Annotated in this window: 9 protein-coding genes and 3 pseudogenes; 8 read left to right on the top strand and 4 right to left on the bottom strand. The window is 59.0% G+C overall.

What is annotated here, in order from left to right; genetic code table 11:
- Window positions 1-157: 157 nt before the first annotated feature.
- Window positions 158-1,759: a B12-binding domain-containing radical SAM protein gene (locus GOB93_RS19880; RefSeq protein WP_173585138.1), complete on the bottom strand. Its 1,602-nt coding sequence runs from the start codon at window positions 1,757-1,759 to the stop codon at window positions 158-160.
- A 679-nt stretch (window positions 1,760-2,438) separates the two neighbouring features.
- Here GOB93_RS19880 and GOB93_RS19875 point away from each other — a divergent pair.
- From GOB93_RS19875 to GOB93_RS19865, 3 pseudogenes are all read left to right on the top strand, one after another.
- A pseudogene (locus GOB93_RS19875) lies at window positions 2,439-3,249 on the top strand (IS3 family transposase); the annotation flags it as partial.
- 291 nt (window positions 3,250-3,540) lie between these two features.
- Window positions 3,541-4,556 (top strand): annotated as a pseudogene (locus tag GOB93_RS19870) (IS110 family transposase).
- 16 nt (window positions 4,557-4,572) lie between these two features.
- Window positions 4,573-4,740, top strand: a pseudogene (locus GOB93_RS19865) (IS3 family transposase); the annotation flags it as partial.
- Here the strand turns inward: GOB93_RS19865 and GOB93_RS19860 are convergent.
- Entirely contained in the window at window positions 4,713-5,351 is a 639-nt protein-coding gene (locus tag GOB93_RS19860; protein WP_242010953.1) for a multicopper oxidase domain-containing protein, read from the bottom strand. The pseudogene GOB93_RS19865 and the gene GOB93_RS19860 sit on opposite strands and share 28 nt — an antisense overlap.
- Before the next feature lie 461 nt (window positions 5,352-5,812).
- Between GOB93_RS19860 and GOB93_RS19855 the strand changes: the two genes are divergently transcribed.
- Together GOB93_RS19855 and GOB93_RS19850 are read left to right on the top strand one after the other, a co-directional pair.
- On the top strand, window positions 5,813-6,442 hold the full coding sequence (locus GOB93_RS19855) for an ABC transporter ATP-binding protein (RefSeq protein WP_173585137.1): 630 nt from the start codon (window positions 5,813-5,815) through the stop codon (window positions 6,440-6,442).
- Window positions 6,439-7,239 carry an ABC transporter permease gene (locus tag GOB93_RS19850; protein WP_173585136.1) on the top strand — a complete coding sequence of 267 codons (801 nt, stop codon included), beginning with the start codon at window positions 6,439-6,441 and terminating at the stop codon, window positions 7,237-7,239. The genes GOB93_RS19855 and GOB93_RS19850 overlap by 4 nt, the downstream gene beginning before the upstream one ends.
- A gap of 596 nt (window positions 7,240-7,835) precedes the next feature.
- Here GOB93_RS19850 and GOB93_RS19845 read toward each other — a convergent pair.
- Entirely contained in the window at window positions 7,836-8,921 is a 1,086-nt protein-coding gene (locus GOB93_RS19845; protein ID WP_173585135.1) for an ATP-grasp domain-containing protein, read from the bottom strand.
- Between GOB93_RS19845 and GOB93_RS19840 the strand changes: the two genes are divergently transcribed.
- Window positions 8,920-9,870, top strand: coding sequence for a methyltransferase (locus GOB93_RS19840; protein ID WP_242010951.1), 951 nt, complete (start codon window positions 8,920-8,922; stop codon window positions 9,868-9,870). The genes GOB93_RS19845 and GOB93_RS19840 overlap by 2 nt on opposite strands.
- Before the next feature lie 19 nt (window positions 9,871-9,889).
- Entirely contained in the window at window positions 9,890-10,774 is an 885-nt protein-coding gene (locus GOB93_RS19835; RefSeq protein ID WP_010517025.1) for an iron-containing redox enzyme family protein, read from the top strand.
- Here the strand turns inward: GOB93_RS19835 and GOB93_RS21805 are convergent.
- Complete coding sequence (locus tag GOB93_RS21805; RefSeq protein WP_242010952.1) at window positions 10,756-11,169, bottom strand: phosphoribosyltransferase family protein; 414 nt, start codon at window positions 11,167-11,169, stop codon at window positions 10,756-10,758. The two genes, GOB93_RS19835 and GOB93_RS21805, sit on opposite strands and share 19 nt — an antisense overlap.
- A 764-nt stretch (window positions 11,170-11,933) precedes the next feature.
- Between GOB93_RS21805 and GOB93_RS19825 the strand changes: the two genes are divergently transcribed.
- Entirely contained in the window at window positions 11,934-12,863 is a 930-nt protein-coding gene (locus tag GOB93_RS19825; protein ID WP_173585134.1) for a lysophospholipid acyltransferase family protein, read from the top strand.
- Window positions 12,864-13,118: the final 255 nt, after the last annotated feature.

Raw genomic sequence — 13,118 nt, 5'->3', positions numbered from 1 at the left:
CTTCAACATCAAAGAAACCAGACTGCTTCATATCGCCATTCCCTCAATCAACGCAGAAGAAATAGAATCATACAGAAGACCTCAAAACCAGGGGGTTTTTAGAACCCTCCACTTTATTGTACATAACGTACACTCCTTCATCCCCCCTTAACACAGTTTAGACGGGCACAAGTTCTGCTTCGACATGACGTACAACGGGCGGAGCCTGCCAGCGGCCCTGATCCACGTCCGCGATCTCGCGGTCGATCTCGGCAATGACCTGCCGCGAAAACGGGCCGAGATGCAGGTATAGCGCGCTGGTCATCACCACATAGGGCAGCGCTCTAGGGTTATGCAGGGCACAGTCCAGCATCATGCGCCAGAACTGTCCAGCCGTGCCCGGTCCTGCGCGGTGGATACGGAACATAAGCCGAACAAAGCTGCGCAGGTCGCCCTTTATTATCCGGTGCGCGCGCTTGCGCCCGAGCATCCGGCCAAGCCTGCGGACACGGCCGAAATAGGCAACCGGGTCATAGATCGCCGCCAGCACCGTCCTGTAATCGTTCAGCACGTCGCGACGCGGGCGCTTTGTCTCGAAATTCAGCCCGGCCGTACACTGGTCACCCGACTGCGTCTGTTCGCTGCCGGAAAAAAGACGGCCTTCCGCCAGCAGGCGGCGCGTCAACTGCGTCGTGGGCAGGGCATAAAGCAGGCCGACCATGCAGACCGGGATCGACGTATCCTCGATACACTCGATCATGCCTCCGGCGACGCTGCCCTTTTCACTGTCGAAGCCGACGATGAAGCCCGCATTGACGAAAATCCCGGCCTTGTGGATCGTCTCGATGCTCTGCTGCAGGCTGCGCCGCGTGTTCTGCTTTTTCTGCATCAGTACGAGGGAGTCCGTATCCGGGCTTTCGATGCCGACGAATATGGCAAAGAAATTGGTATCGGACAGGCTGCGCAGCAGGTCGGGGTCATCCGCGAGGTTGATGGACGCCTCGGTCGAAAATTCGAAGGGAAAGTTCTTCTCATCCTGCCAGCGTTTCAGGTCGGGCAGGAATTTCTTCAGCGCCTTCTTGTTGCCGATCAAGTTGTCATCAACAAAATCCACATGCCCCCGATACCCCAGCGCGTACAGGGCATCGAGTTCGGCCATGACCTGTGCATTGGTCTTGGTGCGCGGCACCCGGCCATACAGTTCGATAATGTCACAGAATTCACAACTGAACGGACACCCGCGCGAAAACTGGACGCCAACATGCAGGTACTGGTCCAGCTTCAGCAGGTCAAAGCGGGGCAGCGGGCTTTTGGTGACATCGGTCTTGCCCATCGGCGCTTCGAACACGCCCTGCCGGTCACCGCGCCGCCAGGCAGCGATGAAATCGATCATGATTTCCTCGGCTTCGCCAAGGACCTGAAAATTCGCGGCGCTGTACAACGACGGGCTGGATGTGACATCGGGGCCGCCGATCACTACCGGCTTGTCACAGGCACGGCACATTTCAATAATGTGGAGGGCATCGTTACGCTGTGGTAGCATACCGCCGGTCATCACAATATCGGCCCACGCGAAATCCGCGTGATCAAGCTGTTCGGTATTGCGGTTGACCAGCCGGATTTCCCAGTTTTCAGGCAGCAGGGCCGCAACGGTAATCAGGCCGAGCGGTGCGGCGGGGTAGCGTGCACCGGCCAGGTCACAGGCCTCCTTATAGTTCCAGAATGAATTGGCGTTGAAGCGCGGGAAGATCATCAGAACCTTGCAGGTGTCGGCCATCATGCAAGGTTCCATTGTTTCAAGGGCTGGCTATGATCAAAACAGCTGCCTTCCCACCCATTTCGAGAGGCGGTAGCTTCAGGCAGGATGCAACTCAACGGTAAGGGTGACATGGGGTGAACCCCTTTCGTAGTGGGATCGGTCAGGTGGGCTGGTACAATATCTGTGACCACCACTATTGCTTTTGTCCAGGTCATCTCGGACGACCGTGGCTAACGGCACGAGCAGACTATGATGCTCAGGCATGTCAAAGCAGTATAAGAAGATAGCTATATGCGAAATCGGGGCACGGTGTTTGTTTTCATATCCGTAGGGCGTTGACCACAGGAACCCTGACGGTTTCTTGTGGATTGCGACGAATTTTACTGTTTATGGAGATTCTCAATTGGAAATATTTCATAACGCCATGTTTGCGACAAAGTATTTCTTCTTGTTTTTACAAGAGCTTTGATAGAGCGACAAGATGGCCGCACGAAGATTGGGATTTATTAATCCAGATCACGGAATCAGGGATCCGGTAACCCTTAAGCGTTGCTGCTTTGGCGTCGGCTGAAGCGCACGGGCTCACTACCTCGCGGCATGACCGTCATCCGTAATCACCATATTGAACGGTTCTGTCTGAAGTGGTGCCGGAAATCCGGACAGGGTGTTAAGCTCATCCCGACCTGAGGAACGGGCGGGAATGAAGAAGACGAGAAAGCGCTACAGCGCTGAATTCAAGGCGAAGGTTGCGATGGAGGCGATCCGTGGCGAACTGACGTTGGCGGAGTTGGCTGCCAAAAACGGCGTCCACTATACGATGATCGGGGGATGGAAGCGTCAGGCGATGGAGGGGATGGCCAGCCTGTTCGACGGGGGTGAGCAAGCGTCGAAGGCCGAGGCTGAGGCGGAAATCGAGAAGCTGCATGCCAAGATTGGCAATTGCTGGTGGAGAGGGATTTTTTGGCGAAAGCCTCCGGTCGATGAGCGCGGGCCAGATGCGATTGCTGATCGAGCCTGCTCACCACCGCCTATCGATCGCGGCGCAGTGCCGCCTGCTGTCGATCAGCCGGTCCTCCTATTATTACACCCCTGCGCCTCAGAGCGAGGAGACGCTGGCGCTGATGCGCGTGATCGACGAAACGTTCATGGACTGTCCGTGGTACGGCAGCCGGCAGATGGCACGGCACCTGCAGCGGCTTGGGCATGCGGTGGGCCGCCGCCGGGTACGTCGGCTGATGGCGCAGATGGGGCTGGTGGCGATCTACCAGCGCCCGCGCACGAGCGATCCGCACCCGGAGCATCGGATTTATCCCTATCTGCTGCGAGATATGAAGATCGAGCGGCCCAATCAGGTGTGGTGCGCAGACGTGACATATCTGCCGATGCGACGGGGCTTCCTGTACCTCGTTGCGATTATGGATTGGGCCACCCGCAAGGTGCTGGCCTGGCGATTGTCCAATACCATGGACGCGGCCTTTTGCGTCGAGGCTCTGGAGGAGGCCATGGTCCGCCGGACATCTTCAACACCGATAGTCAGAAGATGGTTGCCAGCTCCCGGATGGTTTGTCTCAAACACTGATCGACCACGGTAGACTGGCGCTGCGAGGTGCCCGGTGCGGTCTGACCCGCATTCTGATCGACCGTTGTGTCTTTCCCTGGACCTGTCGACCGCCCGGGAGCACCTCGCGGAGAGGCTTTGCCTCGGCCATTGCCTGTGACCCGAGAAGGGCCTGACCTGACTGTCCTGTCCATGCAGCGGGCCGCGGCAGAGCCATTGACAGCGATCAGCCGGGGGCACGGTCATGGATGGAAACGAAAAAACGACGCGCGTGGTCGTTGGTGGCGTTGATACCCACAAGGATCTACATGTTGCGGCTATCGTCGATGAGCAGGATCATGTGCTGGGCACACAGAGTTTTCCCGCGACACGACAGGGTTATCGACAGATGTTGGCATGGATGCACGCGGCGGGCGATCTTCTGCGTGTCGGGGTTGAATCGACCGGCAGCTACGGCGCCTGATCGGCATGATCGCCGCCGGCATGGTAAAAGTGACGACCTGGATGCCCAGAGCGCCGCTCACGCTGCCTTTGCAGGCCAGCGGACTGTTCCGCAGAGACGGCATGGTGGAATCTCTCCGAGTCCTGCGGGCATGTCGGAAAACCGCTGTAAGCGCGCGAAAAATCGCGTTACAGATGATCCAAAATACGATCGTCGCAGCGCCGGATGCGCTGCGGGAGCAGCTACGTTCCATGACCCGGATGCAGTTGATCCGCACGCTTGAGGCGTCCCGGCCTGACCTCACCGCTTACCGCAATCTCGAAGCCGCTTATCGGATCAGCCTCAAATCCCTCGCACGCCGTTACCTTGAACTGCACGACGAGATCGCCGAGTTGGACCTGATGATCAAGGCGATTGTCGAAGAACTGGCGCCGGAACTTGTCGCCCGCAATTCCATTGGTCACAACGGAGCCGCCCAGCTTCTCCTGACGGCTGGCGACAATCCCGACAGGTTGAAATCCGAAGCAAGCTTCGCTGCCCTTTGCGGTGTCACCCCTGTACCCGCCTCGTCGGGGAAAACGATCCGCCATCGACTGAACCGAGGCGGGGACCGGGCAGTCAACAGCGCCCTGCATCTCATCGCCATCGGCCGCCTGCGAACGGACGAAAAGACACGTGCTTATGTCGCCAGGCGTGTCGCGGAAGGTTACTCCAAACTCGAAGTCATCCGCATCCTGAAACGCTACATCGCCCGCGAGGTCTATGGCATCATCATACGCCGCCATCGCGAGGTCAAAGCATCGCGTTTCGCCGCTTGACAAACAGAAGGGCGTCCAAGGCAGCCAGTTCACTTCGCAGGCCTTCACCGGCGTGCTACGGGCGGCCGAAGTGAAAATCAGCATGGATGGCAAGGGGCGCTGGATGGACAATGTCTTCATCGAGCGCCTGTGGCGATCGGTGAAGTATGAGTGCGTTTATCTGCACGCCTTCGAGACGGGTTCGCCATGGCCCAGCATCTTTCCGTTGATCGCGAATGACCTGTAGCCGACCTCCAACCCCTTCGTCTTTTGCGTGGCGGTCGCGTCGGCGGCCTTTCCCATCTGCTGGAGGTCGTCAACCGGTTCACCCGCAAGCGCATCCCCCGCCATGTCGCCCCCACGACTGAAGAATGGCTCGAATTCCTTCAGAACAAGGAATATCTCGCGGTCATAGGCACCGGGATTATCCTTTGGTTCGATATAGAGTGGCCCGACCTGCCCGGTATAGGTGCCACGATTGAGATCGCCCCCGGCCATGACATGTGTATGGTAGAAGCGAAAACCCGATGGTCGTGGCAGGAAGCTGATCCGCCGCATGCCATGCGGTGGTATGAACGGCGTGCCTTCCTCCGCCGCCCCATCCACCACGCTCGGGATCATCTGGCCATGCCAGAGCACCAGTTCCGGCGTGTCGGTATCGTTGAAGATATCGACCACACTGCACCGGCCTTCCTCAAACCGCAGTAGGGGGCCGGGAAACTGGTCATTATAGAGCGTGGTGGAAATTATGCGGTCAGGGGCAAGTTCAACCCGTCCCGTGGCGATCCGCAGCGTATGGTCTGCTTTTTCACCCATGACGGGGCTGCTGCCTTGGGCCCCATGCGGGATCATGGCCGCCAGTGTCGTTGACCCGGCCAGCGTCAGAAAGGAACGGCGATCGAGCATCATGATACTGTCCAGTCATGAGGAAACAGGTAGGTTTCCGAACGCCCGCAGCCATTGGCCGGTTCCGCGAAAAAGACAATACCCGCGCCGTGTGGTGCGTCGCCCCGTTTCCATGACGTGGCTGAAGGGACGGACTGACACGCGTTCATCCGGGGCAAGCAGTCACGCTGGCGAAGCCTGTCCATAACCGGGCATGGGTCGCTGCCAGATCACGCATTTCATTGCAACGGTGGTACCACGCCCAGGATCGCCGGGAGATACCATGTTTCCATATATCGAAAAACGAAGATATATGGAAAATTATGGATCTGACTGGTGAAGTAACCGATGTTTTCACGCGAACGGGCAGGACCGACCGTTCAGGAGGACGAATGATTGCCGCGACATATGCTGCCGGGACATTGGCTCTCGAGGTGCAGGGATTATGCTGCGCCCATGGTGGCCCGTTCACATTCTCCGTCTTGACGGGTCAGTGCGTGGCGATCACCGGCCCATCGGGCAGCGGGAAAACGGTGCTGCTCCGCATGATCGCGGATCTTGACCCGCATGAAGGCGAGGTACGTATTAATGGACAGCCCTGCTTAGACATGCCAGCGGAGCGGTGGCGGCGTCTGGTGCAATATGTCCCGGCGGAACCTGCATGGTGGTCCGATATCGTTCTGGATCACATGGCGGATACGGACGAAGTACACGATCTGATCGGGCGTCTTGGCCTTCGGGAAGACTGCCTGCGCACACCGCTGTCACGCCTGTCTACGGGAGAACGCCAGCGGCTGGCCCTGATCCGGGCATTGCTGCTGCACCCCCGTGTCCTGTTGCTGGATGAACCCTGTTCGGCGCTGGATGCCGCCACGACGGACAGGGTTGAAGCCGTCCTGCAGGCAGTAAGGGCACGGGGGACGGCTATTGTCCTGGTCTCCCACAACATGCAGCAGGCGGCGCGCATGGCTGGGAAACGGTTTCGGATAGCGCAGAGACACATGGAAGAAATCGCGCCATGAATCCCATTGTGCTGACGACAGGGGATATGCTGGTTGCGGCTGCCCTGATTGTCACCGGCAGCGTCCTGTCGTTCCTGCTGTCGCTGGGGCTGCAGCGGGCACTGCTGGTCTCCGCCGTGCGCATGGCAGTACAGCTTGCGCTTGTCGGCAGTGTTCTGCTGTTCGTGTTTGGCCATGCGTCGGTGTGGCTGACCATCGGGCTTCTGGCGTTCATGTTTTCCGCAGCAGGATGGGAGGCCGGGTCGCGTCAGCAGGTCCGCCTTTGTCCGGGCTGGCATTTTGGAATCGCCGGGGTGGCCACGGCGACAGGGACGGTCATCGTAGTGTTGATCGGGCTGTTGACCGCACTCCAGCCCCAGCCATGGTACGTTGCCCGCACGGCCATCCCCCTGACGGGCCTGTTACTGGGCAATGTCATGAACGCAACCAGCCTGTCGATGAACACGCTTCTGTCTGCCATCACGCGCGAACGTCAGGCGATCGAGGCGCGGATCATTCTGGGGGCGACCCGCGCGCAGGCAATGAATGGCCTGATCCGTCAGGCTATCCGCGCGGCCCTGCTGCCCACGCTGAACCAGATGGCGGCCGCCGGGATCGTGACCATGCCCGGCATCATGACCGGGCAGATCCTGGCGGGTATGAACCCGCTGGCTGCGTCCAGATACCAGGTTCTGCTGATGTCGCTGATCGTCAGTGGCAACCTGATCGGCGCGACGTTTGCGGCATATCTGATAGCCTGGCACCTAACGGATAGCCGCGGACGGCTGCGGCTGGAACGCCTGCTTTCCCGATCCTAGGACTGAAATAGCGGGCGAACTGGGTCATGACGCCAGATCCCTGTTCCTTGCAGCCATGCCCGTTCAAGTCTGGTTTTCGAGGGACGATGGCCACCCGTGCCCGCTGAACCCATTTGATCGCCGAAGCTTCGCTTACGCCAAAATGCCGCGCCGCCGCCCGGCAATTCGTGCCGTCCTTCTCCTCCCCGTCAAACACGCAGTCCCGTAAATCCTGTGAATAGGCTCTGGGCATGAAGACTGGCCTCCTCCGTCAGTCTTCATCTTGAATCACATCCCGCACTCTTTGGGAATCCTACGATTCAAGCTATTCGCAGTGTGCTCTCATCAAGCCATCGGGATGAGCATACGGGACGCCGGGGCAGGCCTTCATTCACCTGTCAGCCCACGGCAACGGCCTGATTTTTTCGTCTGCGGCAACATCGTGGGAGGGGCGATCATGGACTGCTCCCACGTTATGCGCCATCGCATTATGCCGCGTCGTTCCTGTTTCCGGTCATGCAGGCGTCACGCGGCACGGGGGCGAGCCAAGGCGACATCTTCTGCAAGAACATGTCCGGACCACCCCGACAGGCTGCTAAAAAGGGGGCATACCCGACCTAATTGGATGACGGGTAGCGCCGCATAAGCCTGAGTTGCCGCCACCACGCCCTGATGAGCGCCATGGCGCTGATCGGGACCGCGCCATTGGCCCGCATCCGGGCCGCCAGCGCGAACATGTCTTCCTGTTTGGCAAATACGCCACGATAGGCGTCCCGCAGGCGCAGTGCCGGGTCCCAGAACTGGATGGCTTCCGATCCGGCGCCGTTGATTTCGATAATCTGGAACTCTCCACGTTGCAGCGCCTCTTCGCTGCCAAAACGCACGTCAAGGCGACCGAAATGGAAGCCGTTCATGGATCGGACGATGGCATCGACACGGTACTCAAGGGCAGGGGTATTCAATCGCATGGCGTCCTCATAACGGCCGCCCACTCGTAGGGAGGCGACCGTGCCCAGGATGACCCGTTCACCACATGCCGGGACTTGGCTCATCCGGCTGGTGCCAAGAGCGGTGGTGTAGTGGTTTATCCGGGGGCACAGCCGTGGGTCCGCGGTCATCAGGGCTGTCACGGAGTGCACACCGTCACCGACGACCTGTGGCGAATGACGGACGGCGAGACCGATAAGATGGCCATGGGTTTCGGTAGGATCACGGCTGTAGAACAGTCCGGCCTCAAAGGGTCCGGGCACGAATTCCTGCATGAGAAAGCTGGCATCGGAAGGAAAGGTCGCGATGTAGTCCGCCAGTTTCCCGGCGGTATTGATCCGCCGCACGCCATAGCCGCACCAGCCGATATCGGGCTTGGCAACCAGCGGGTAGCCGAGTGTTCGCGCCATGGCCGCTGCCGACTGGATGTCAGCGGGAGAGACGAAGACGGTACGGGCGACCCATGGCGCGTGGTCCGGGCTGATCCGGGCCAGGCAGGCCGCTTTTGATTCGCCTGCCAGCCCCCCGGTCTCGATCGCCGGATTGACCACCGATGGCAGTGTCAGCCCGCGGTAGCGCAGCCCCAGCCATAGCCACTGCAGGACAAGGGGTATACATAATACCGGCTTCGGAAGCCGTTCCATCGCGCCAAAGCCGGACGGGCTGCGGGCAGCGTGGGAACAGGCGCCATTCGTGCTGCGTTGGGGCTTCATCATGGATCATCCTATCTTCCTCGCAGCGGATCGGGATCAGGCAATGCGGCAGGTGGGGATCACGCTGTTGCGATCAGGCTACAGATTCGTCTGTCCCACGCCAGAGACCCTGCGCCGTGTCAATGCGCGGCCGGGCAATCGGTGGGCAGGCAATTCGGTCGGTATCTTTGGCTGGAGTCGGCCATTCCGGCGTGATGTCCTGCCCGCGCCCCTCTTCGGACAGGCGATGGAGGCGGGGATGCTTGTCGCTGATAACGGGGTGTGGCGCAGCCGGTTTCGGTTTTCCACACTGGGGTGCAACGGGTTTTTCCACTCCGCCTTTCCCACCGACGCCGAGAATGCGGTGTTCTTCGGCCCGGACAGCTACCGGTTTGGCACGGTGCTGGCAGCCCACCTGCGTTATGCCCCGCTGCCCATGCAGGCGGTGGACATTGGCTGCGGCACGGGACTTGGCGCGATCATGATCGCGCAGGCTAGTCCGGCAACCGAAGTGGTGATGGTCGATATCAACGCCGACGCATTGCGGCTGGCGCGGATCAACGCTGGCCTGGCAGGCGTCGGTGGCATCGTGGCGTGGCAGGGTGATCTCCTGTCCGGGCTTTCGGGGGAATTCGACCTGATCGTCTCCAATCCGCCCTATCTGCCCGATCCCGGCTGTAGACTGTACCGAAACGGTGGTGGCAGGCTGGGGGAGGGCCTGTCATTGGCGATTGTCAGAACGGCCATGGAGCGGCTGACACCCGGCGGAACGTTGCTGCTCTATACCGGGACTGCAATCATCGATGGGGACAATCCCTTCCTGCGCGGTGTGGCGGCTCTGCTGGATGGCCGGGGCTTTACATGGGAGGCCACTGAACTTGACCCGGATGTTTTTGGTGAGGAACTGGAGAATGGTCCGCTATCCGTTGCCGAGCGGATCGCGGTAATCTGCCTGACCGTGATACGGCGATAGCAGGACAGGAATGGCGTCAATGAACAATATCCTGACGGGCAAGAGTAGCGATCGGGCGCAGCGGGAACTCCATCTGGCACTGGCCGGGCTCAATCGCGTAAGGCTGACGCCATGCCTGCCCGAGGAGGACGGTGCGGCGGAACTGGACCTGCCCCGTCTGCTGGTGGATGAGGCCGGTTTCCTGCGCGCGCTGCGTGAACGGGTCGCACCGATCGCCGCACGGGCGCCCACGGAGCCCGCGGCATTCCTCGCATGGTTCGAGGAACTGGACCGGACCGGTCCCGGCCAGCACGACAGGCTTTTCCCATGGCTGGCGCATGAAGCATCCCATAAGGCCATGTGCTGGTTCCTTGAACAGGAAGCCACAGGGGAAGCCGGCTTCGAGGACCTGACAGCACTGGTTCAGGTCCGTATGCCGACGCGTCCCAAACTGGAACTGGCGCGCAATTACTGGGACGAAATGGGTCATGGCCGGAAAGTCGGCATGCACGGGCCGATGCTGGCGCATCTGATTCATGCCCTCGGGCTGCGGCCTCGACCGGAGACGACGGTGTGGCAGTCGCTGGCCTTGGCCAACACCATGGCCGGTCTGGCCTGCCACCGGCATCTGGCGTTTCACGCGGTCGGCGCGCTGGGCGTGATCGAACTGACAGCGCCGGGCAGGGCTGCCATGGTCACGGCTGGGCTGAAGCGGTTGGGTGTTCAACCAGATGACCGGCATTATTTCGACCTGCATGCCGTGCTGGATGTGCGCCACTCCGCAACATGGAACGCGGAGATTATTGGCCCGCTCATTGCGGAAGATGCGCGTCGTGCCCCGGCAATCGCCGAGGGTGCCCTAATGCGGCTGGAATGTGGTGCGGCCTGCTTCCGCCGCTATCGGGATCATCTGGGCCTGAAGTGACACAGGGGCCGGACACGAGCCGGACGGCATGTAAACGCCTTTCGTGGGCGCACGCGTCGGCGAAAGGGACCGCGTGCCGATCCGGGTAGGAGTCGTGTGCCGGACGGTCGGATTTCCGTCATGTCGCGGTGGTGCGCGCCTGCGTCAGGAGATCCCGCACTTCCGCATCCTCCACCTGCCGGAAATCGGCATAATGGACCCCGACCGCCCGGAAATCGGACGGCTTGGTCAGGCACACAAGATCGTCGCACTCCGCCGCCAGATCGGCCAGTGTCTCGGGCGGGGCTACCAGGCACGGCGAGCACGACCCGCATGGCACCGTGATGGCGTACCACCCGCAGCGCCGCACGCATCGTGCCGCCGGTGGCGATCCCGTCATCGACCACCACTACCATCCGTCCGGCGATCGGGGGTGTCGCGCCGTAGGTGAAATCATGACCAATGGAAAGCCGTGATGCCCTCTCCATCAATCGACGATCTGTCCGACCAGGTCGATCGGTACCATCAGGCCGCTGACTTCCGGGTATTCCTCGCAATATTAAGTTTGAGAAAATGATAGGACACGCCTTTCTGCCAGCGCCACGGCAGAGCATTGAGCCTATGGCTGACCGACCCCACGCCGATGTCAGAATGGTGGCGGATACAGTCGATATCATGGAGTGTTAGCCAGGTAATTTGCGAAAAGCAGGCTAAGGCAGCAGCGGGCCCGAACGATCTTCGGCAGCCAACATGGTCTGTGTGTCTTTCTGGCTGAGCGTAAAAGCAAGAAGGATTATCAGACCCTCTAACCAGAATTTTCGATCATCATGGGTGCGTGCGTTGGTAAAATCATGCGTCCAGAAAGTGGGCGGACTACATATGCGTTAAAAATACCCTGCGTTACGATAAGTTAAAAATATTCTCATTAAAGTAATAATTATTTTAAAATTCAATCTGATACAATCCGTATCTCGATCAATAAGAGAAGACCCCTTAATAGGACACGCATAAACATACTTATATATGGAATATATTAAGGTCGTTGTACTGCCCGTTCTTTCGCCGTGGATAACCGTTTATGGCATATCGGTCCGGTTCAACGGATTAGGGAGACCTGTTTGTCCTTCATGAATCCAGAGCAATATATGAGCAGTAAAAATGTTCATTATGATTTTCTGCAATGGCGTTAGAAAAGCGGGGTCAAGCGGGCCTTCAACGTGATTATCGTTGGCAGGCCCCGACGCGTCTGCTCCTGAGGAGTCTCTTCGGAGTTCTTCGTAATCTGAAGCCAGATCATGCATCAAATATGATTGGAGGCATCGCAGCACTAGCCGGACCTTATCTCGGAGTATCGAGGATTGCCGACCAAAATTTACGTCTTGCCCTGCCTCTGCTCGATTCTGACGCGCGTCGGCAGATCATTGGCCAGGCATGGCGCAATCTTGGGCGAGTTTTCGGAGAACTTCCCCATTTACGCAATTTGAAGAGGACAAGTTCGGGACCCGGTTGGGAAATCGTCGGGGAGGAAAATCTGCCACCGAAGCAGGCTATATTTTTCTCGGCTCATTATAATAACTGGGAAATGATTCTTCCGATCGCATCTCAACTTGGTCTCACGGTAGCAGGTGCCTATCGGCGCGCATCCAACCCCGCGATTGAAGAAGTGATACAGGAATTACGTTGCGCTGCGCATGGTGTGAACTGTTCAATGTTTGCAAAGGGCGCAATGGGGGCACGCGCGGCAATCGCGCATCTGGCGCAAGGCGGTTCACTTGGACTGTTGGTTGACCAGAAAATGAACGACGGAATTGGCGTTCCGTTTTTTGGACACACAGCTATGACCGTCACCGCACCAGCCCAGCTCGCCCTTCGCTTCGGTATTCCCCTGATACCGATCCGGATCGAGCGGATTGGTCCCGCAAGATTCCTGATGGTCTGCGAGCCGCCTCTTGTCTGTCCCCAGACGGGCAATCGAACAGAAGATATTCTTGCCCTTACGACAGTCCTGAACCAGACGGTAGAAAGTTGGATACGCGCAGATCCTGGTTCATGGCTTTGGCTCCATAGGCGTTGGCCAAAGAAAATTGCAAATACTTCAGATATGAATTAAGAAATTATAAAAAGGGTTCTGTAATACAGTGAAATGCATTACGGGCACGACCATGCGGAGTGCTGCGGAGATCGTCAGCGGAGCACACGCCGACACCATGCATAAGCGGCAAGCATCCCGATCTGGTAATTCATGGTCTTTCCATTAGAGCCTGTTTGGAAATTCGGTGAGGGTGTGATTCAAGCCCTGGATGTGGACGCCAGAGCAGAGAGGCCGGATGGCCAGTATCACCCGCAAGACGAAGCGCTATCCGTC

This window comes from Acetobacter musti, from assembly GCF_011516835.1.
GTDB classification, from domain to species: domain Bacteria; phylum Pseudomonadota; class Alphaproteobacteria; order Acetobacterales; family Acetobacteraceae; genus Acetobacter; species Acetobacter musti.
The sequence above is the reverse complement of the archived record's forward strand: the minus strand, read 5'-3'. Positions and strand labels throughout refer to the sequence as shown.

Coding starts and splice junctions, on each gene's coding strand:
- GOB93_RS19880 (WP_173585138.1), bottom strand. CDS start 1,759: ATGATGGCCGACACCTGCAAGGTTCTGATGATCTTCCCGCGCTTCAAC.
- GOB93_RS19860 (WP_242010953.1), bottom strand. CDS start 5,351: ATGGGTGAAAAAGCAGACCATACGCTGCGGATCGCCACGGGACGGGTT.
- GOB93_RS19855 (WP_173585137.1), top strand. CDS start 5,813: ATGATTGCCGCGACATATGCTGCCGGGACATTGGCTCTCGAGGTGCAG.
- GOB93_RS19850 (WP_173585136.1), top strand. CDS start 6,439: ATGAATCCCATTGTGCTGACGACAGGGGATATGCTGGTTGCGGCTGCC.
- GOB93_RS19840 (WP_242010951.1), top strand. CDS start 8,920: ATGGATCATCCTATCTTCCTCGCAGCGGATCGGGATCAGGCAATGCGG.
- GOB93_RS19845 (WP_173585135.1), bottom strand. CDS start 8,921: ATGATGAAGCCCCAACGCAGCACGAATGGCGCCTGTTCCCACGCTGCC.
- GOB93_RS19835 (WP_010517025.1), top strand. CDS start 9,890: ATGAACAATATCCTGACGGGCAAGAGTAGCGATCGGGCGCAGCGGGAA.
- GOB93_RS21805 (WP_242010952.1), bottom strand. CDS start 11,169: ATGGTAGTGGTGGTCGATGACGGGATCGCCACCGGCGGCACGATGCGT.
- GOB93_RS19825 (WP_173585134.1), top strand. CDS start 11,934: ATGGCGTTAGAAAAGCGGGGTCAAGCGGGCCTTCAACGTGATTATCGT.